Annotated in this window: 23 protein-coding genes; 17 read left to right on the plus strand and 6 right to left on the minus strand. The window is 34.5% G+C overall.

What is annotated here, in order from left to right; all coding sequences use genetic code 11:
* Positions 1 to 158: 158 nt before the first annotated feature.
* Positions 159 to 407, plus strand: a complete 249-nt coding sequence (locus FOT98_RS26830) for a hypothetical protein (RefSeq protein ID WP_063262580.1) — start codon at positions 159 to 161, stop codon at positions 405 to 407.
* Between the two features lie 36 nt (positions 408 to 443).
* On the opposite strand, the gene FOT98_RS26835 is transcribed toward FOT98_RS26830, so the two are convergent.
* Entirely contained in the window at positions 444 to 1,481 is a 1,038-nt protein-coding gene (locus FOT98_RS26835) for a serine hydrolase domain-containing protein (protein ID WP_063262581.1), read from the minus strand.
* Positions 1,482 to 1,591: 110 nt separating this feature from the next.
* Positions 1,592 to 1,786, minus strand: coding sequence for a hypothetical protein (locus FOT98_RS26840; RefSeq protein ID WP_048525554.1), 195 nt, complete (start codon positions 1,784 to 1,786; stop codon positions 1,592 to 1,594).
* Positions 1,787 to 1,919: 133 nt separating this feature from the next.
* On the opposite strand from FOT98_RS26840, the gene FOT98_RS26845 reads away from it, so the two are divergent.
* Complete coding sequence (locus FOT98_RS26845; protein WP_063262582.1) at positions 1,920 to 2,201, plus strand: hypothetical protein; 282 nt, start codon at positions 1,920 to 1,922, stop codon at positions 2,199 to 2,201.
* A gap of 29 nt (positions 2,202 to 2,230) precedes the next feature.
* Here the strand turns inward: FOT98_RS26845 and FOT98_RS26850 are convergent, their stop codons facing one another.
* Positions 2,231 to 2,521, minus strand: a complete 291-nt coding sequence (locus FOT98_RS26850) for a DUF3784 domain-containing protein (RefSeq protein ID WP_063262583.1) — start codon at positions 2,519 to 2,521, stop codon at positions 2,231 to 2,233.
* Between the two features lie 117 nt (positions 2,522 to 2,638).
* Between FOT98_RS26850 and FOT98_RS26855 the strand changes: the two genes are divergently transcribed.
* The 3 genes from FOT98_RS26855 (at position 2,639) to bla2 (ending at position 4,602) form a co-directional block, all read left to right on the plus strand.
* Complete coding sequence (locus FOT98_RS26855) at positions 2,639 to 2,920, plus strand: MazG nucleotide pyrophosphohydrolase domain-containing protein (protein ID WP_001028122.1); 282 nt, start codon at positions 2,639 to 2,641, stop codon at positions 2,918 to 2,920.
* 34 nt (positions 2,921 to 2,954) lie between these two features.
* Positions 2,955 to 3,692, plus strand: coding sequence for a glycoside hydrolase family 25 protein (locus tag FOT98_RS26860; RefSeq protein WP_063262584.1), 738 nt, complete (start codon positions 2,955 to 2,957; stop codon positions 3,690 to 3,692).
* A 136-nt stretch (positions 3,693 to 3,828) separates the two neighbouring features.
* Positions 3,829 to 4,602 carry a BcII family subclass B1 metallo-beta-lactamase gene (gene bla2, locus FOT98_RS26865; RefSeq protein WP_063262585.1) on the plus strand — a complete coding sequence of 258 codons (774 nt, stop codon included), beginning with the start codon at positions 3,829 to 3,831 and terminating at the stop codon, positions 4,600 to 4,602.
* 446 nt (positions 4,603 to 5,048) lie between these two features.
* Here the strand turns inward: bla2 and FOT98_RS26870 are convergent, their stop codons facing one another.
* Positions 5,049 to 6,080 (minus strand): hypothetical protein, encoded by a 1,032-nt coding sequence (locus FOT98_RS26870; protein WP_063262586.1) that lies wholly within the window; start codon positions 6,078 to 6,080, stop codon positions 5,049 to 5,051.
* Positions 6,081 to 6,319: 239 nt separating this feature from the next.
* Here FOT98_RS26870 and hcp point away from each other — a divergent pair, with 239 nt between their 5' ends.
* The 6 genes from hcp (at position 6,320) to FOT98_RS26900 (ending at position 12,433) form a co-directional block, all read left to right on the plus strand.
* Entirely contained in the window at positions 6,320 to 7,606 is a 1,287-nt protein-coding gene (gene hcp, locus FOT98_RS26875; RefSeq protein ID WP_063262587.1) for a hydroxylamine reductase, read from the plus strand.
* 493 nt (positions 7,607 to 8,099) lie between these two features.
* Complete coding sequence (locus FOT98_RS26880; protein ID WP_063262588.1) at positions 8,100 to 9,416, plus strand: condensation domain-containing protein; 1,317 nt, start codon at positions 8,100 to 8,102, stop codon at positions 9,414 to 9,416.
* Between the two features lie 612 nt (positions 9,417 to 10,028).
* Positions 10,029 to 10,349 (plus strand): PadR family transcriptional regulator, encoded by a 321-nt coding sequence (locus FOT98_RS26885; RefSeq protein WP_063262589.1) that lies wholly within the window; start codon positions 10,029 to 10,031, stop codon positions 10,347 to 10,349.
* 75 nt (positions 10,350 to 10,424) lie between these two features.
* Positions 10,425 to 10,766: a DUF1048 domain-containing protein gene (locus tag FOT98_RS26890; RefSeq protein WP_000891990.1), complete on the plus strand. Its 342-nt coding sequence runs from the start codon at positions 10,425 to 10,427 to the stop codon at positions 10,764 to 10,766.
* Between the two features lie 155 nt (positions 10,767 to 10,921).
* Positions 10,922 to 11,683, plus strand: a complete 762-nt coding sequence (locus FOT98_RS26895) for an ABC transporter ATP-binding protein (protein ID WP_063262590.1) — start codon at positions 10,922 to 10,924, stop codon at positions 11,681 to 11,683.
* The gene (locus FOT98_RS26900) at positions 11,684 to 12,433 is read left to right on the plus strand and encodes an ABC transporter permease (protein WP_063262591.1); all 750 of its coding nucleotides are present in this window, start codon (positions 11,684 to 11,686) and stop codon (positions 12,431 to 12,433) included.
* A gap of 147 nt (positions 12,434 to 12,580) precedes the next feature.
* On the opposite strand, the gene FOT98_RS26905 is transcribed toward FOT98_RS26900, so the two are convergent.
* Positions 12,581 to 13,543: a helix-turn-helix transcriptional regulator gene (locus tag FOT98_RS26905; protein WP_063262592.1), complete on the minus strand. Its 963-nt coding sequence runs from the start codon at positions 13,541 to 13,543 to the stop codon at positions 12,581 to 12,583.
* A gap of 110 nt (positions 13,544 to 13,653) precedes the next feature.
* Between FOT98_RS26905 and FOT98_RS26910 the strand changes: the two genes are divergently transcribed.
* From FOT98_RS26910 to FOT98_RS26920, 3 genes are all read left to right on the plus strand, one after another.
* The gene (locus tag FOT98_RS26910) at positions 13,654 to 14,133 is read left to right on the plus strand and encodes a GyrI-like domain-containing protein (protein ID WP_063262593.1); all 480 of its coding nucleotides are present in this window, start codon (positions 13,654 to 13,656) and stop codon (positions 14,131 to 14,133) included.
* A 155-nt stretch (positions 14,134 to 14,288) separates the two neighbouring features.
* Positions 14,289 to 14,546 (plus strand): DUF3963 domain-containing protein, encoded by a 258-nt coding sequence (locus FOT98_RS26915; protein ID WP_063262594.1) that lies wholly within the window; start codon positions 14,289 to 14,291, stop codon positions 14,544 to 14,546.
* An 85-nt stretch (positions 14,547 to 14,631) separates the two neighbouring features.
* A complete protein-coding gene (locus tag FOT98_RS26920) occupies positions 14,632 to 15,264 on the plus strand; it encodes a LysE family translocator (protein WP_063262595.1) in 633 nt (210 codons plus the stop codon).
* A gap of 254 nt (positions 15,265 to 15,518) precedes the next feature.
* Here FOT98_RS26920 and FOT98_RS26925 read toward each other — a convergent pair whose 3' ends face one another.
* Entirely contained in the window at positions 15,519 to 16,109 is a 591-nt protein-coding gene (locus FOT98_RS26925) for a TetR/AcrR family transcriptional regulator (protein ID WP_061680275.1), read from the minus strand.
* 647 nt (positions 16,110 to 16,756) lie between these two features.
* On the opposite strand from FOT98_RS26925, the gene FOT98_RS26930 reads away from it, so the two are divergent.
* The 3 genes from FOT98_RS26930 to FOT98_RS26945 all read left to right on the plus strand — a co-directional run.
* Positions 16,757 to 17,410: a CPBP family intramembrane glutamic endopeptidase gene (locus FOT98_RS26930; RefSeq protein ID WP_063262596.1), complete on the plus strand. Its 654-nt coding sequence runs from the start codon at positions 16,757 to 16,759 to the stop codon at positions 17,408 to 17,410.
* Between the two features lie 688 nt (positions 17,411 to 18,098).
* Positions 18,099 to 18,821 (plus strand): RNA polymerase sigma factor SigI, encoded by a 723-nt coding sequence (sigI, locus tag FOT98_RS26940; RefSeq protein ID WP_063262597.1) that lies wholly within the window; start codon positions 18,099 to 18,101, stop codon positions 18,819 to 18,821.
* A partial coding sequence (locus tag FOT98_RS26945; protein WP_313902290.1) for an anti-sigma factor domain-containing protein occupies positions 18,814 to 19,733 on the plus strand: 920 nt, incomplete at its 3' end. The genes sigI and FOT98_RS26945, both read left to right, overlap by 8 nt.

The following is a 19,733-nucleotide window of genomic DNA, read 5'->3' on the forward strand; positions in this document are numbered from 1 at the left end:
TATCGAAATATATGAAAGAATAGGGATTTTTAGTAAAAGGGAAATATGATATTTATATTTTAATAAATTGTGATATAGTTTATAAAGAATAGATTACCTAAAATGTTATTTTATTACATGGTAATCGCGTTTTTGGATTTGAGAAGGGGGAACTGGTTGTGAAGTTTGATGATCAACGCCTACTAGGAGTACGATTAGGTTCAGTACTTGTAACAGAGGAAAATCAATATTTAGTAATAAAGAAAAAAGATCATTATGCACTATTAAATATACATAATTTAGAATGCACACATGTTGAAGTGCAGCTAGAACATATTGAAGAAATGTTGCAGGAAGATTTCCAAGAAAGTATAACGGAGATTATCGCACCAGAACATATAAAAATTGTTGCGAAAAATATTATATAAAGAAAGAAGCTGGAAGGAACAGCTTCTTTCTTTTCATTATAAGGATAACGTTTTTAAGACGTCACCAATAATCCCTTCCATTTGGTGAACACCTAAGTCAGTGTTCGTCATAATAACAGCACCATTACCTCGGTATGGATAGCATATCAGCATACATTGAAATCCAACGCCCCATCCAAGTGAATACATTTGTAAGTCTTCATTCGAATCATCTAGAAAAACCCCTACCCCAGTCCATTTTGAGCAACCTTGAGGTGAAATCATATCTTGTACTGTTTTTTGAGAAAGTTTTAGTTTGCCCTTCCCTTGTAAGGAATGAATGATTTCAATTACTAAAGTTGATAAGTCTGTTGGTGTTGTCCAAATGCCTGAAGAAGCTGCGAATGGATAAAATGGATACTTCTCATTTGTAACGGTGCCATTTTTATTATGCCCGCAAGCAAAGGTCTCCATTTTATTTATATTTTCAGAAGAGAATACTGTACTATTCTTTAGCTGGAGTGGCTGAAAGATATATTCTTCAAGTAAAAGGTTAAATGGTTTTCCAGTTATATCTTCAAGTAGTAGTTCGATAATACAAAAGTTTGCATCAGAGTAGTGAAATTCACTTTCTGGTTTATAAGTCACTTCAATAGGTACGGAGCAATATGAAGTTTTACCAGCAAGGAGTTCAGCCATTGCTGGTCGCCCTTGTGCAAGTGTATAATGTTCAAAACTATTAGGAGGATCAATAATTCCAGATTGGTGACTTAATAAATTTCGTAACGTAACTTTTTTCTGAGAGGTGAATAGATTGGTAGGTATGTTCCAAGATGTGAGTCTATCATTTATGTCCGCATCTAAATGCACGATTTCTTGATCTGATAACGTTAGTACGAGCATTGCAGTGATGAATTTACTAATAGAACAAGAATTGAATATGGAATCTGTGGTGACAGTTCTAGTTGTTCCAGATTCAAGTGTGCCGAAAGCAATCGTTTCGTCTAGTTTGCCATCACGTATAATAGCAAGGCTTAAACCTGCAACGGAATATTGGTTCATTTTTTCGTATATATTATTACTTTTTAAGTTCATAGTGACTCCTTTCTTAAAAAGACAGAATGTTAGTTCTATTATACAGTAGTTAATAGAGAGAATGAGAGAAAAAGAAAAAACTTCATCTTTTATCGATGAAGTTTTTTTAGTTAATTCGAAGTGAATGTTTTAAAAAATTTATCTCGGTACATGTACATAAGCCATGAAGTTGTTAGTAAGGAAATGATAACTTGTTTGTTTTGAATTGGCGCATTGAAAACAAGCCAGCCAACGATATCAAATAATAAATGTAGTGCAATTGAAAGGACTACAAATTGTAGTAACGTCTTAAAAAATCTTTTCATAATGTGTCCCCCTAAAATAAAAGGTTTTATCAACAGTGTTGTATATTACTATTATACATTAAATGTGTCATGTGGTAAAATTTACATAAGTTAGTGAAATAAAACAAATGAAAGCTAATGAGGAGGAATAGTCATGGAACTTTGGATGATCATACCGATAGCGGTCTTTGGGTTTATTTATATCGCTGAAAAATTAAATAGAATCGAAAAGAAAACGGATGCACGTTTAAAGAGAATGGAAGATAGATTACAGCTAATTACGAAAGAAATGGAAATTATAGATAGAGAACCTGAAATTAATAAAGAGTTGCGTCAGCTTATGGAAGAAGGAAAAACAGTTACAGCAGTTAAGAGAGTAAGAGAGGCTTTTGGTTTTTCCTTAGTAGAAGCGAAGCAATATGTTGATAAATTATAAAAAAGATCATCCATTTGGGTGATCTTTTTTCATTGTACCATGCGTGTATTTACATAGGCAGCGATTATAACGTGGCCAATTATAATGATAGGAAATACGATTTTTGCATTAGGGGTAGTGAAGACACTGCCAATTGTGGCAATAACCCCAGCAGTTAAATTATAAAGACCCACTATTTTTGATAACTTACCTTTATCTGATACACGGCGTTCATTGAATCCTGATAAGAGCCAAGTGTATTGTTTTACTCCGATGAAATAGGCTAGTGTAAATGAAATGATTGCTAGTATGAATAATGATGGGGAAGCGAAGAGTGTCATTGAAAACACCTCCGTTAAAGGGCTATAAATAAATTATAGTATGAATGTTATAATTTAACAAAATAGATTTTAAGTGTAATAGAAAAATGGAGTATTTATCATGAAGGGAGATTAAGTATGAATATTGTGGAATTCCAGAGATATGTATTAAATTTCAGTAAAGAAAAAGGATTTCAAGATACAACGATTGAAGAGCGTACGATGTATACGATGGCGGAATTGGGTGAATTAGCGGAAGTTATATTAAAGCGTGATAAAATACAAGATTCGAAAAGAGAGATTGGTTTAGAAATGTTTGATGTCATTTGGAATGTATGTGATTTAGCAAACAAGTTAGAAATTGATTTAGAGAAGGCTTTTGAAGAAAAAATGAGGATTAATAAAAAACGTGAATGGTAAGTGGAATATTAATGTGTAAAGATGGGGGATACGGATGAAAAAGAAGCTTATTATAGGAGGAGTCTTTACCTTAATTAGTGTAATGAGTGTTGTCACTTACTTAGTTTTTCAAGGCATATTTATTCCGAATCAAATAAGTGCGGATAAGTATGAAATAAAAGGTGTAGATGTTGCGTCATATCAAGGAGATATAGATTGGAGAGAGTTGGAAAAGCAAAATATGAAGTTTGCGTTTATAAAGGCTACTGAAGGAAGCTCGTTTGTAGATAAGTACTTTTCGAAAAATTGGACGAATGCGAATAAGACAGGTATGCGCGTCGGAGCGTATCATTTTTTTAGTTTTGATAGTAAGGGTGAAACACAAGCAGAGCAATATATACGAACTGTTCCAAAGTATAAACAAGCATTGCCACCCGTAATTGATGTTGAGTTTTATGCTAACAAAAAAGATAATCCCCCTAAGCGTGAAGATGTTGTGAAAGAGTTGTCGGTCATGATTGAAATGTTAGAAAAACATTATGGTAAGAAAGTAATATTGTATGCAACTCAAGAGGCATATGATTTGTATATAAAGGATGCGTATCCTCAATATGATATATGGATTCGTAGTGTCTTTACAAAACCGAGTTTACCTGATGAGAGAAAATGGACGTTTTGGCAATACACGAACCGTGGGAGATTAAATGGTTATAATGGAAAAGAGAAGTATATTGATTTGAATGTATTTTACGGGAACAAGGAAGAGTTTGAGAATTATGGAATAAAAGATTAAGTTTTTAAAGCGTACAAAATTTGTGCGCTTTTTATTAATGGTATGAAAAATATGCAAAAAAAGATGGAACAAACATTTAAGATGAATTGTCTAATATAGGTAATAACTATTTCGTTTGAAAGAAAGGGTGGAGAAAATGAAAAAGAATACATTATTAAAAGTAGGGGTATGTGTTAGTTTACTAGGAATAACTCAATTTATGAGTACAATTTCTTCTGTACAAGCGGAACAAAAGCTAGAGCAAAAAGTAATAAAAAATGAGACAGGAACTATTTCAATTTCTCAGTTAAACAAAAATGTATGGGTTCATACGGAGTTAGGTTATTTTAACGGAGAAGCAGTTCCTTCGAATGGTCTAGTTCTTATTACTTCTAAAGGGTTAGTACTTGTCGATTCTTCTTGGGATGATAAGTTAACGAAGGAATTAATAGAGATGGTAGAAAAGAAATTTAAGAAGCGCGTAACAGATGTCATTATTACACATGCGCACGCTGATCGTATTGGCGGAATTAAAACATTGAAAGAAAGAGGCATTAAAGCGCATAGTACGGCATTGACTGCAGAACTAGCAAAGAAAAATGGATATGAAGAACCACTTGGAGACTTACAGACCATTACAAATTTGAAGTTTGGAAATATGAAAGTAGAAACGTTCTATCCAGGGAAAGGACATACAGAAGATAATATTGTCGTATGGTTACCGCAATACAACATTTTAGCTGGAGGCTGTTTAGTGAAATCTGCATCCGCTAAAGATTTAGGAAACGTCGCTGATGCTTATGTAAATGAATGGTCTACATCGATTGAGAATGTGCTGAAGCGATATGGAAATATAAATGCAGTAGTGCCTGGTCATGGGGAAGTAGGGGACAGAGGATTACTTTTACATACATTGGATTTGTTGAAATAAAAAATTATGGGAATATAAAAGCGAGGAGAAACAATTTTCTCCTCGCTTTCTTCTAGCTATATTTAAATGCGAAGCCCGCATACGTTACTGAGATTTTAATTCCAAGTATACAAATACCAGTACCGTCATAATTGCTATAACAACGTAAGTAGCATCAAGCATTATAAGTGTTTTTAAAGTTTCAGTCATCCTAATTCACCCCTGGTATGAAAATATAATATAATCTCTTATCAATTAAATCAGAGATTATAAAGATAACAATGTACATGAAATTTCTTAAGTAGTTCTATATAAATATATCATATAAATAATGTAAGTAATGTTAAGATAATGTAAATGTATTGTAAAGAAAGAGGGGGCTCATCATGTTTATAAATCTTTTTGTTTGTAAATACTATGTATCTCTCAAGTGTCAGGTAGAAAACAGTTATAACATGTGAAAAAACTTACTTTGACACATCAATCACGATGCTAGTTGTTACTACATTTTCTTCTATTACTTCTACCTGTACTTGTTCATCGTTTCTCCAATTGATATTGAAGTTGTCTGTCGTATACATTTCCTTAAGAGTGACCTCTTTATATTTTTCTAAAATGCTACCTCTTTTCCCATAATAGATTCTTACAGTTGAGCTGGGACTTGGTCCTTTTGATTTTATTGTTTCTCTAAGCTCGATAATATTTATGAGATTTGGAGATTCACTTTTTTGAAAGGTAAAGGAACTGACCACTTTTTGTACCTTCTTAAAAACAGGACCATTGGATTTATTTGATATGTTAAATTCCACAACTTCAGGTACGGATTCTTTTTCTCGTAACGTTATCGTTGCTTCATAATCACTTTTCCAATCTATGGAAACATCTGAGGAGTCGAGACGTTCCCCGTCATTTGCAATACTTGTGTCAAAATGTTCCCATAAGCCGTATTTAATTCTGACGGGAGTGGGACCAAGAGAAGAGTCTGAATCTAGTTTCACTACTTTAATCGTATTTTTATTATTTGGAGAATGACTTTTTTTAAGTGTAATGTCCTGTAAATACAAAATGTAAGACAAACAGCCTACTACTAAAATAATTGGAATTACAATACGTAAGGCAGTAATTGGACGGCCTCGTGTCCTTTTTTTCTTAGTGTTTTTACTATTTGGTACAAGGTCTTTTTCCATACTCGTTTGAATCGTTACTTTTGGCGGGCGAATAAGCCACCAAATGAAAGCTATAAGTAGTAAGAAAAGAGGTATTCCTTGAATAAAGAAAAATCCTTTCCAAAAATCAAGTCTCGTGCTATACGGAGAATCTGTTGCCATCACCCCTATAAAAAGTGCCACTGGACTTGCAAGTATATTTATCCCTAAACCGATCAGTACGAATGAAAGGTTTTTATTTCTAATTTTTCTTGATCCAGCCATAATAAACAGAAATACTGCAATACCGAGTATAAGAAACAGTGTTCCGTAATAAAACATCATATATAGCATATTATCCCTCCATAACTTTAATTGTAACATCAGTAAGGAAAAATTTTCAAAAGTGCACCAATATATGGTGCAAATAAATCATTTGCAAGTATGAATATCAGAAGACAATAAAAATATTATGTCAACAATGTGAACTGTCACAAATTTTTATATATTTTTGTGATTGATATCACATCCCTTTTCCTCAATGGGTATTATGCTTGATTTGTAAGGAATGATTGGGAGAGGGTGGGATGATCATGTTTTGTTATCAATGTGAACAAACGCCAACAGGCGGATGTAAAGTAATAGGTGTTTGCGGTAAAAATGAAACAATTGCAAGTTTACAAGATACGATTGTGTTTGGACTAAAAGGAATTGCTGCTTATCGTACGCATGCTGCTCAGCTAGGGTATACGGATGCATTTGTAGATGCTACGACGCAAGAAGCATTGTATATGACATTAACCAATTCTAACTTTAACGAACAAGAACATATTGATATGGCTATGAAAGTAGGGAAATCGGCTTTACGAGTAATGGATTTGTTAGATGAGGCGCATACGAATCACTTTGGTGTTCCAGAGCCTGTTCAAATTACACAAAATCATGTAGAAGGTAAAGCGATTGTAGTTACTGGTCATAATTTATTTGCATTAGAAGAGTTATTAAAACAAACAGAAGGAAAAGAAATTAATATTTACACGCATTCTGAAATGTTACCAGCACACGGTTATCCACAGCTGAAAAAATATAAGCATTTAAAAGGAAACATTGGTAAGGCATGGTATGATCAACGACGTCTTTTTGAAAAATTTACAGGTGCCATATTAGCGACAACGAACTGTGTTATGCCAATTAAAGGGTCATACTCTGATCGATTCTTTTCATATGATATTGCAGGTTTAGAGGGTGTACAAAAAATTGAAAATGATGATTTCACGCCGTTGATTGAAAAAGCGCTAGAACTTCCAGAAGTACATATGGAGTCGGATGAACAGTTAGTAACAGGGTTCCATCATAATACAGTATTATCATTAGCTCCAGAAATTATTGAGGCAGTAAAAGAAGGAAAGATTAAGCGTTTCTTTGTCATCGCAGGTTGTGACGCCCCGGGAAAAGGCGGAGAATATTATCGTGAATTAGCAACGTCACTTCCACCAGAAACAGTTATTTTAACGACTTCTTGCGGGAAATTCCGCTTTAATGATGTGGATTACGGTGTTGTACCTGGTACAGAAATTCCGCGTTACATTGATTTAGGGCAATGTAATAATTCAATTTCTACAGTGAAAATAGCAGCAGCTTTAGCGGATGCTTTTCAATGCGAAGTGAACGAATTGCCAGTCAGTATTGTACTATCATGGTTTGAACAAAAAGCAGTTGCGATTTTACTTGGGCTATTTAGTCTTGGTATTCAAGATATTCGCATCGGTCCAAAGGCACCTGAATTTATTTCGGCTGGTGTGCTTGATGTATTACAAGAAACGTTTGGTTTGAAACTGATTACAACTGCAGCAGAAGATATGGAAATGATGTTATCGTAACAGAAAAGATGTTTGCATTTAATTGTGCCTTTATAAATCATTTGTATGTGCGTGAGTAAACGTACATACAAATGATTTATTTTATTAATAAAGAGAATCTGCTATATCTATAAATTTCATGATTTTATAAAACTTCTAAAGTATCCACCACATGCCCATCAACCTTTTATTATGAAGTAGCCCTTGAATATATTGTTTTTTATTGACAGATATAAAAATGATTCATTTGCCATATTGATAATTAGTAAACGTTATTGTAAAATGTTTATGTATATTCAAACTTAAATCACTTTTGTTTGTTTTTTTATGTGGGTGATGTTAAGGGGATAATGGATGTATCATCTGCAAGAAGAATGAAACCAATACGGAGAAGATAATTTCGTTAAAAAGTTCAAAAAATAAGCGTTATTAGTTCTTGAAGAAAAATGGCTAGAAAATTTACAAGCATATGGAAAATAGGGTTATACAAAAAATCCTAAAGGGGGACGGGATTATGGAACAAAGAAAGTATTCAGTAACACCTCAAGATCGAATGAATTATGTATTAGGTCATTATTCTGCAGATCAACAAATTAATGCAGTTCTTTATTTTCCTGTAGGTATATCAAAGGAAATACTTGAAGAATCAGTAGGGATAACGTTACAATTGCAGCCAGTTTTGAATAGCCGGTTTGTAGAAAATGATATTCCTTACTGGGAGGAACATTCATCTGACACTAACTCATCTGTTTGCTTTTTTGCAGAAGGAAATAATCAAGAAATTGAAATAATGGCGATAGATTTTATTAAGGGACCTGGTGATCGTATTCAGGGGCCTATGGTTCAAATAAAATTATTACGAGGCACTACAACAGATATATTAGTTGTAAAATTATCTCATCTATGTTCAGATGGTGCAGGAGTCAAGGAATATATTCATTTACTTGGAACAATATATACTCACCTTTCATTGGGACGATCTAAGAATCAAATTATAGAGGAATTTGGTGCGGGAAATGAGAGTTGTCGGGATCAATCACATGTATTCAAATATGCTGGAGTATCGGACATAAAAAGTGCGTATCGTCCTAACAAAGAACAACAGGCATCGTTATGGTCTTTTCCATCTCAACCTAACAAAAATAAATTCCCTCAGATATCCGTAAGGCGGTTGAGCCATGAGCAAACTCTACGTCTAACCCAATGGACAAAAGTACAACAGGCTACCTTGAATGATGTAATCATGACTGCATACTTCCGAGCTTTATCATATTTCACTGTGTATGCAGAACCTCGCACCGCAGAAAAAATGATTGGTTTGACAATTGATTTACGTAGATATCTGCCTAATTATACAACTGGTGCTATTTGCAACTTATCTGGTATGGAAATGCCAGTGATTAAAATGGAAGATGATGAAACATTTAATCAGACTCTTGTTCGAGTTAAACAATCAATGGATAAAATAAAGTCTCAAAATCCAGGTCTTTCTTCAGCAGCAGGAATGGAGCTACTGGCAGATATGAAGCTATCTACGGTGAAGGAAATGTATAATCAGCAGTACGAACAGGCTATACAAATGGGGATGGCGTTGCCGTTACTGACAAATTTCGGAGTGATCGCTGATGAACCAATTCAGTTTGGTGAAAATCAAGCTGAGGACGGGTATATGACATCACCTATTATGTATGCACCATTCTTTTCAATGGGAGCAAGCTCTTATAATGGAAGACTTACATTTACGATTGGTTATCACGCGCCGGATACATCAAAAGAAAAGGTAGAAGAATTTTTAGATAGTGTTGTGAATCAACTATCACAAATAAAATAAAAGAGAAAAAATTTCAAGCAGAATTGTATTTTAGGGGCTTGTATCACGTACGGCTAATCTTTGGGAATTTTCTCTGATCGCACTTGCCTTTATGTTTTATATGTATGGGAAATTGTAGTGAGAAACAATTTGTATCGTAAAAAAGATATATCGGTATAGAAACCATAAAAAAAGAGCTGATATTGCAAGCGAATGGCTGATTATAAAAGAACAACTATTACAAAAGCTAGCTGTATATAAATAAGGAAATAAGGTCAAATATATAAAACCGAGATACTCTCATCTTTTTGGTTTGGGGCATTTCTGTTTCGCTAGGTTGATGGCTCTTACAACAAAAATGTACATATTTTGTTGTAAGAGCTTTTTTAGCTTACTAGCTATATGGATAGCTAGTAAGCTAAAAAGTAGGTTGTATCCGGTAGGGTAAAGCGGATTTTTTATTTTTTCGAAAATTGAGTTGACATTCCCTCTACTCAGTCATACAATGTAGTTGTAATAAGTAATACTGAATAGTGTAGTTTTACTCAAAAGCTATTCAGTAAAAATTCGCCTTAGTACTCTGTGATACTGAATATAAGTCAGACAGAATAGGGGGTAAAGGAGGATCAGGACATGGAAAATTTAACTGAAATGCTGAAAGGTTCACTGGAAGGGTGTGTACTGGAAATCATTAGCCGCCGAGAAACGTATGGCTATGAGATTACCCGTCACCTGAATGATCTTGGATTTACCGAAGTCGTGGAAGGGACTGTTTATACTATCCTCGTACGATTAGAAAAGAAAAAGCTTGTGAATATTGAAAAGAAACCATCAGATATGGGACCGCCTCGTAAGTTTTATTCATTAAATGATGATGGCCGTCAGGAGCTTGAATTGTTTTGGAAAAAATGGGATTTTGTATCTTCAAAAATTAACGTCTTGAAGTCAAACTAGCTTCATAATATAAAATGTTCCGGCTCACATTTGGAGAGTTTCTTGTTCTGCTTTATAAAAAAGGAGGAAAATAAGATGTTGGAAATGTTTAAAAAATTAATTGGTGATAAAAAAGAATACAAAATGATGATGGCACGTGTTGGGGCACTACCGGAAGATTATCAGTTTGTGTTTAAGAAAATTCAAAACTACATGTGGAATTTCTCAGCGGGTAATGGAATGGATATGCTGCACATACAGTATGAATTAATCGATTTGTTTGAAGCTGGTGCAGCGGAAGGCAGACAAGTGCTTGACATTACTGGGGAGGACGTAGCATCTTTTGCTGACGAACTAGTGGCAAACGCGAAAACGTATGTCTCCAAGTATCGTGAAGATTTGAATGAAAGCATCATGAAGAAATTGAGAAAAAAATAAACGTAATAAGTAATACCGACTGATTAGCTGGTTACAAATTTGAATTGCCGCCATCGCTATTCAGTTATATTTTTAACCCACTACTAAGTAGTACAGATTATCAGTGATACTAAATAGAGGGTGTAGGTAACCTATTTTAATAAGGGGGAAAAAGTATGAGCAACGCAGCGATTTCTATAACAGGGTTAAAAAAATCTTTTAAAGATAAAGAAGTCTTAAAGGGAGTAGATTTTGAGGTGCAGCGTGGCGAAATTTTCGCGCTGCTTGGCTCAAATGGGGCGGGAAAGACGACAACGGTCAATATCCTTTCGACGCTAATGAAGCAAGATGATGGTGAAGTGAGTATTTGCGGGTTTGACATCCAGCGACAAGCAGATCATGTTCGTCAAAGCATCAGTTTGACAGGACAGTTCGCAGCTTTAGATGGCATGCTTACTGGTAGGGAAAACTTGATCATGATCGCCAAGTTACGTGGTGTTTCCAGTCCCGCACAAGTTGCTGACAATCTACTTGCAAGATTTAGCCTGACTGATGCGGCTAACCAAAGGGCAGACCAGTATTCAGGCGGGATGAAGCGCCGGCTTGATATCGCGATGAGTTTGATCGGGGCGCCAGCAGTTATTTTTCTAGACGAACCAACGACTGGACTTGATCCGGAAGCACGGATTGAAGTGTGGAATACTGTCAAGGAACTTGCCGGCAGCGGCACAACGATCTTGCTCACGACTCAGTACTTGGAAGAAGCAGAACAGCTAGCTGATCGTATCGCAATTTTGCATAACGGAAAAATTATTACGACAGGTACCCTTACTGAACTGAAAGAGATGTTCCCGCCAGCTAAAGTAGAGTATATCGAGAAGCAGCCGACATTGGAAGAAATTTTCCTTGCGATTATCGGTAAAAAGGGGGAGATGTAAATGAAAAGAAAAACAGGGGTATTACTAGGGCGCTTAATGCGTAATATTATGCGTAGTCCAGATACAATTATTACTGTAGCGATTACACCGATTATGATGATGCTATTGTTTGTTTACGTATTTGGCGGAGCTATAAAGACAGGAACGGATAACTACGTCAATTATTTATTGCCAGGAATTTTGCTAATGGCCATCGCATCCGGTGTGGCTTACACTTCTGTACGATTATTTACAGATATAAAGAGTGGGCTAATGGCACGATTCATTACGATGCCTATTAAGCGCTCATCGATATTATGGGCTCACGTTTTAACCTCTCTTGTTGCTAATATGCTTACTATTGTGGTGGTTATGCTTGTTGCGCTCTTAATGGGCTTTCGTTCTAGTGCTAATATGCTAGATTGGCTTGCAGTAGCTGGAATACTGGGGATGTTTACGTTAGCGCTAACATGGCTAGCTATCATTCCAGGGCTGACAGCGAAGTCTATGGAAGGGGCGACAGCATACTCGTACCCACTCGTTTTTCTTCCATTTATTAGTTCGGCCTTCGTACCTACCGAAACGATGCCAAAAATTATTCGTGCGTTTGCAGAAAATCAGCCTGTAACTTCAATTGTGAATGCGATTCGTGCCCTTTTATATGAAGGGACTGTTGGCAACGATATATGGATTGCACTCGCTTGGTGCGTAGGCATCATGATCATCTCTTATTTTTTCGCTAGTAAAGCATTTAAACGTCAGTTAGGATAAGTGAATTAAGTCACTCGAAATTATATATATTTGAAAAAGCACGGGAGGTTTTCCGTGCTTTTATTATGTATTGTGCTCTCATGGTAAAAAATATGTGCAGCTGGTAACGAATTAAACTCAATATTTTTGGGTTTAAGAGATCAATGCTCATGGAGAATATAAACATAACCGCTCTTGTAAATCGTTTAATACTTCTTCAGGCATTTCCCTGATTGTAATATCCTTCCCTAGGAAAAGCAGCCAATTTGTTATCTCTGTCAGTTCATCGGAATTATTAACATCGATAAATGTTTTTAAAATGGCTGTAGATTGGTAAGGGTTTGTGTAAGATATTGAAACTTTGAAAGGGTGGTATTTTTTGAACTGGGCAATTGCTTTCGGTCCTAATTCAAGTACGAGATTGATTATTTCGTCCTTTTTACTAAGTTTTTCTAAAATCTTTTTCTTACTTAACCTTTTTTTCGTCGTGTACGGTTCAATATTGATGAGGTCATCGACAGGAAAAATCAGCTTCTTTTCTTCTTTTAAGTCAAACCCTTCAATAATCCAATGGCTTTTTTCTTGATAAAGGTGTAATAGATAAATTGGATAAGGCTTGATTTTCTCTTCTTCTTTGATGGTAATCAATAAATGTCTATCCAAAAGAAGGATTTGGATGAGTTTTTCTAACATCGGATGGGGGAGGTCAGAAAGCTCCAGTAGATCGGGATTATGAGGATTAGTCCCTTCAAAAAGCAAGAGCTGATTTAAAAGAACGAGGTCATCTTGCTGGGTTTCTGAAATGAGACCTAGTAGTTTTTCGGCTAAAGATTGGCGACTTTTTAGATAGGGAAGTTGTTGGTTTCTTGTAGCCATAAAGGCAATAAAAAGAGCTTTGACTTCGTTATCAGTAAAGCGAACAACGGGCAGGATAGAATTATGCATGACAAAATATCCACCAGTTCTCCCAACTTCAGCGACAAGTGGCATGCCCATAGCTTCAATTTCTCTAATGTCTCTAATAGCTGTCGATCGTGATATGTTAAATTCTCGTATGATTTCAGTAATTGTAAAGTGCGAGCGATTGTTGATATACCGCATAATTGTATTAATCCGTTCAACTTTTTTCATTTGAGTCTCCTAAACAGTATCATTTTTTGACATGATTTAAAGATATTATAAACTCATCAGATGAAAAGATAAATCGTTTGATTCATTTTAAAAAAAGGAAGGTATTGAAAATGAAAAATTATACGATAGAAGAAAAAGATAGTTTTATTGTGTTAGGTATTGGAACTGAAATTAAGAGTGACTATACAGACTTTGCTGGAATAAATAAAGAAAAGGAATACTTTTGGTCAGCTGTTAAAGAAGATGGAAGGTTGGATACTTTAAAAAAACTTGCTACAAACGAATACATTTTTTCTGTGAGCGAAGCGGTGAATAACAAGATGATGTATTATGCTGGTGTCATGACAGAAGCACAAATAGAAGAAGAATCTAGAGTGATCCAGTTTCCGAAGGGAGAATACTTAGTAGTGAAAGGGGAAGACAAAACGGCTGAAGAGTTAAGTAATAAGCTTACTGGCATGGCTTTCGGTCAAGCTTTACGAGAAGCAACAGATTTTGCTTATGTTGGTGGGCCAAATACAACAGTTGAGATGGGGCAAAGAGACGGCTTAGTATTTGGTGAAATGTGGATCCCGGTTGTTAGGAAATAAAGTGATAAAAGGTACGAATTTGGAAAGTAGAGGCTAACAATCTTGAATTGTTAGCCTTTTTGATATGGATATAAATTCATATGCTACTACACATTATGTTCTGATAAAATGGAATAAAAGGGAATAAAAAGGAATTAATGTAAGGTGGTGGTAGGTTGAATAAAAGACGGATATTTGAGCTATTCATAGTAGTGTTTGTTTTTCTATTCCTTCATGTAAGCACATATACTAATGAAAAATTCAACGATAAATTGGGGTCCTTTACTTTCGTTGTTCTATTTCTTATCGTTTATATCAACGCTATATTTATAGAACGGTATTTTGAGGATATACAAAAGTGGGTTCGAAATATAACAATTTGTTTTGCTTTGTTAGTAGTTGCTGTAGTATCAATATGGATAGGTTATTTTTAAACCTTAACTTAATTGATCTTTTCTTTCCTCAGTCATGATAAGATTTACAATAGGAAGTTTTATGTAACATGAAGGGGGAAGATTCATGGTCAGCTTTAGTACTTTGTTAGCATTTGCAATTGTTTCACTTAGCATGGTTTGTTCACCTGGGCCTAATATGATTTATCTTATCTCTCGTTCCATTACGCAAGGACGTATGGCGGGATTTATTTCTCTCTTGGGCATTATGCTCGGATTTGTAATTTATATAATCGCAACAATGTTCGGACTTACAGTTTTATTCCTTGCAGTACCCGCTGTCTACGAAGCAGTCAAGTGGGCAGGTGCTGCTTACTTGCTTTGGCTCGCCTGGAATTCGATAAAACCGGGTGCTACTTCTATTATGGAACCTCGTACTATTTCTAATGAGCCACCAAGGAAATTATTTTTGATGGGGCTTATGACTAATCTTCTAAATCCAAAGATTGCTATTTTGTATGTGTCACTGTTACCTCAATTTGAAGATCCTGAGAAGGGATCGTTGCTTATACAAGGTGCAGTTTTAGGCCTTACGCAAATCACTGTTAGTTTTATAGTCAACCTTCTAATTGTGTTTACAGCAAGTAAAATTGCTACATGGTTTGGCACACGCCCAACGTGGCTGCAAGTGCAGCGTTGGCTTATGGCAAGTGTCTTAACGGGACTTGCTGTACGTCTTGCTTTTGAACGCCGACAGTAGGAGTATCTAAAAATTTGAAGGTCTATTTTAATGTTACGGCAGGAATGTCATTTTTTATTTTAAGGGTAGGATAAAAAGGAGAGGTATGTGAAGAATATACAATGATAAATGAAATTCCTACTTACTAGCGATAAGTCAGTTTTTATATAAATATATGAATAAACCCCTCTCATAAACAGAAAATACTTTTTATGAGAGGGGTTTATTCAATTTAAGGCTATTAAAAATGGAATAAAAGCAATGCAAGTTCTCACTTATCTAGAATAAGTGAGAAGATGATGTTTTATTTGTTCAATAAAATACTGATGGTGTATATTATCGTTCGATACTCGACTTGCCATAATAGCGCCCTCCATTGAAGATGCAAGAAAAGAAGCGAGCGATCTAATGTCTATATCTTCTTTAAGTTCATGTTTCTCTATTCCTTCTTTTATGAGAGAAGCCATTAACATTACTGTATCATCATAACCTTTTGCTGCTGCTGTTTGTAATTCTGGAAATACTCCAGTACTTTCAATTGCGCTATTAAGCAATGGACAGCCTCCAGCAATAGGAGGATTATTAGCTGCATCTTGATATACAAGGAAAATTGCAAGAATTTTATCGATTGCTGTCTTTTTATTTTCCATTGCTTTATGAAAATGCCCCCACATAATCTCACCACTTTTGTCGTAGGCAGCAAGGACAATTTCTTCTTTATTTTTGAACCTACGATAAATAGCTCCTTTAGATAGTTCAGTAGCTGTCATTATATCCTGGATGGATGTGTAAGTTATCCCATTAGTATTAAATAAATATAAAGATGTTTCAATAATCTTTTCTTTTACCTTATCAACTTTAGTCATGCTTTGTGGCCCTCCTAATAAAACGAACTTAATATTTAAGGTGATTTTTACTATGATTTTTCTTGAATTTTTATTGTAAGTAAAAATAAGTTTAAAGTAAAAATATTTTATCAATCCCTATCTTATGGGAACTTAAAACAATACAGTTTGAGGTTAATTAAATTATATTATCTATATTATTCGAATGAATTTTCTGTCAATTATAATATGACCAATTGGTTAATTCAGTCATATTATACAACTAATTTTACCTAAAATCATAGAAGAAGTAAAAATATCGTTAATTTTAATGTATAAACATATGACTATTATATCTAATTTTTATTAATAGGATTAGCTAAAACTAAAGCTAAAGGGGACGGGCTACTCCCACTTTCACTCCATTCTATAAACGATTAATCATTAATAATTACTGGAATTTGATTGTAAATAAGCAACTGAGAAATAAATATATTTGGTTTTTAACATATTTTTTGTTAATACTTTGTAAAAAGGGTTTAAAAAACTAGAAACATATAGTATTATTGAACACTGAAACCGAACCGAACGGTCCGGTTCGGTTAATTATATGAATATATTTGGAAGGAGAACTTTATGCAGAAAGAAAAATCAAAAATTGTAGGTAATTTAATTAGGAGGATAATAAAATGAACTTTATAAAAATGAATAAAAAAGAACTTATTATGCTAGTAATTTTAACACTGTTCTTACCATTTCAAATTGGTTTGTTCATATTATTTGGCATATCACTTTTAACTAACAACAATTTAGTTGAATCAGAATTTGCTCTTGGTGCCATCGGTTTTACTGTACCTGCTATTGTTGGAATAATTTTATTTAAGAACGAAATTATTGAGAGTTTTGTATATTTTAAAGAGAAAACAATTTTGAAAATAGTAAGTATTCCTATGGTGGTTTTACTTATGATAATTATTGAGAATTCTATTATGCATTTTCTAGCAACTGGTCAGCCAGAGAACCAAGAACAACTCCTTGAAGCAGGTGCGGAGGTACCTCTTATATTTACATTGCTTGTATTTGGTATTCTGGGTCCAATACTTGAAGAAATTGTGTTTCGTCATATTTTAATAAATCGCTTTTCGCATTATATTGGTACTGCTATTGCATCTATCATTTCGATTCTAATCTTTACATTCCTTCATACGAACCAGCTTTCGGATTATGCTATTTATTTACCAGGCGCGGTGATACTTACTATTGCTTATCTGCTTTCTAAAAGATCCCTTGCATATGTTATGGCGATACATGTGTTAAACAATTGCCTTGGTTTCATTCTGTAAGAAATTAGTCTTGCATCTATTATAGAGTTAAAAAACTAGAAACAGATACTGATAAATCATTAGACAGCCAACTAATGATTTATGTAATTCCTTGTACGTCGAAAAACTACAGTTTAGGTGTAAACTGTGGTTTTTTTAATGAAGAAAAGTACAGTAGAAAATGTTTGGATTTAATTACAAAGGTATCAGAGGCATATAAAAAGAAAACCATTGATTAGCCTTTTTTCAAATCAATGGTTTTTATTTTTGAAATAAATATATATTTTATCAAAAATATTCTTTGACCCCCATAAAACTATGTATTCCTTCGAATATATATAGTGAAGAAAATCGATAGAAGAAAAATGGTTATGAAAGAACATTGAAGTGGTAATAAAAATACTAGATTAAGTGGAGAATCCGAAATAAAAGGATTAAATTACCAAGGATATAGAGAAGAGTTATTCAAGAATTACAGATAAAATAGAAAAAGAGCAAGAAAAACAAGTGAAAGAAAATTAACATACAAACTGAACTTTAGTGCCGAGAGAAAAGGGAAATCATTAAGAAAACGGTGAAAAAAGTTAGTCTCGAAAAATATAAGTAACAGCAAGAAGACAAACCAAAAGAAAAGTACTAACAAAATGTGGTTGAATGGTCACTTGTTTAGTGACCTTTTTGCTATTTGAAGGAGGCTGGGAGATTACTAGTGTTGAGTTTAGTAATGAAGATCCTAAGAAAACCGAAAATAGAAGATATCGTATGTGACATACAAAACAACGGAGGAGATAAGGAAGCATTTATCGTACAATATCAGCCGTTTATTAGAAAATCAATATCGTCTGTCTGTCGCCGATATATTACAGAACAGGATGATGAATATAGTATTGGACTGTTTGCGTTTAACGAAGCAATTGAAAAGTATTCATATAAAAAAGGGAAATCTTTTTTAGCGTTTGCTGATCTTCTTATAAAAAGAGATGTAATTGACTATATACGTAAGGAGTCTAAACATAACTTTGTCTTTTTAAAAGAAGATGAGCAAGAGGAAATGTTAGAAATGCAAGTATCGCTCACGGAGTATATGAAAGAGATGGAAAACAGTAACCGTAAGGAGGAAATTCTTCATTTTCAAAGTGTGTTAGCTGAGTTTAAAATCACATTTTCAGAGCTTGCTAAAGAATCTCCTAAGCATCGTGATACGCGTGAGCACCTAATAGAAATTGTGAAGATTATTATAAAAGAAGAGGAAATGATGGAAGAGCTCTTCCGAAAGAAAAAATTACCCTTAAAAGATATTGAACCACGTGTTAGGGTAAGTCGTAAAACGTTGGAACGACATAGAAAATACATTATTGCAATGTGCATTATTTTTGCAAACAACTATACATATATTCTTGATTACATAAGAGGGGAAAAGCATGATGAATAAAGGAATTGTGATGGATATAAAAAAGCAAAACGTAGTTGTTTTAACTCCAAATGGAGAGTTTATTACATTTAAAAGAAAAGCGCACCCATACATGATAGGAGAGGAAATCTCGTTTAACAAACAAGAACAAAGAGTTCCCCGTTTTTCAATACCACCTTTCTTAAAGCCTACAACAGTCATTGTTGCTGGTTTTCTATGCGTATTGCTGTTTTTCTACAATCAACCAGAAGAAAAAGTGTTTGCTTATGTCTCAGTTGATATAAATCCAAGTTTAGAGGCGAGCGTAACGGAGGATCTTCGTGTTATAGATTTACGGGCTTGTAATGATGACGGAAGGCGTATTTTAAAAGAAATGAAAGGATGGGAAAATGAGCATCTGCAAGATGTAATACGTACGATTATAAAGCAGAGTCAAGAGGATAAGTACTTAACAAATGATAAGAAAGTTATGCTAACAGCTGTTGCAAAGGACAAATCGCTAGAACCACAGTTGGAAAAAGCTTTGCAAGAATTAAAGAAAGAGTATGAGATAAAACATATTACAGTTGAATATCAAAGCAGTACGATGCAAATGCGGGAGGATGCCAAGAAAGCAGGAGTTGGAACGGGCGTTTATATAAAACAAGAGAATGAGAAGACAAAACCGCTTACTTCACCTGTACTGCCGTCTAATCAAGAACAACAAAAGTCATCTTCTGATGCATCATCGGACGCACCTCCTGTAAAAGAAGAAAGCAATGAGAAGAAAGAGTATATAGAACAAAAGCAATATAAGGAACAACAACCGAAGCAGATAAAAGAAAATAATGAGAATCAGCAAGAGAATAACGGAAGAGGCTCGCAAGGAAATAATGGGCACCAGCAAGAGAATAACGGAAGAGGCTCGCAAGGAAATAATGGGCACCAGCAAGA

The sequence above is a fragment of the Bacillus sp. HY001 genome (assembly GCF_007558965.1).
In the GTDB taxonomy this organism is placed as follows: Bacteria; Bacillota; Bacilli; order Bacillales; family Bacillaceae_G; genus Bacillus_A; species Bacillus_A mobilis.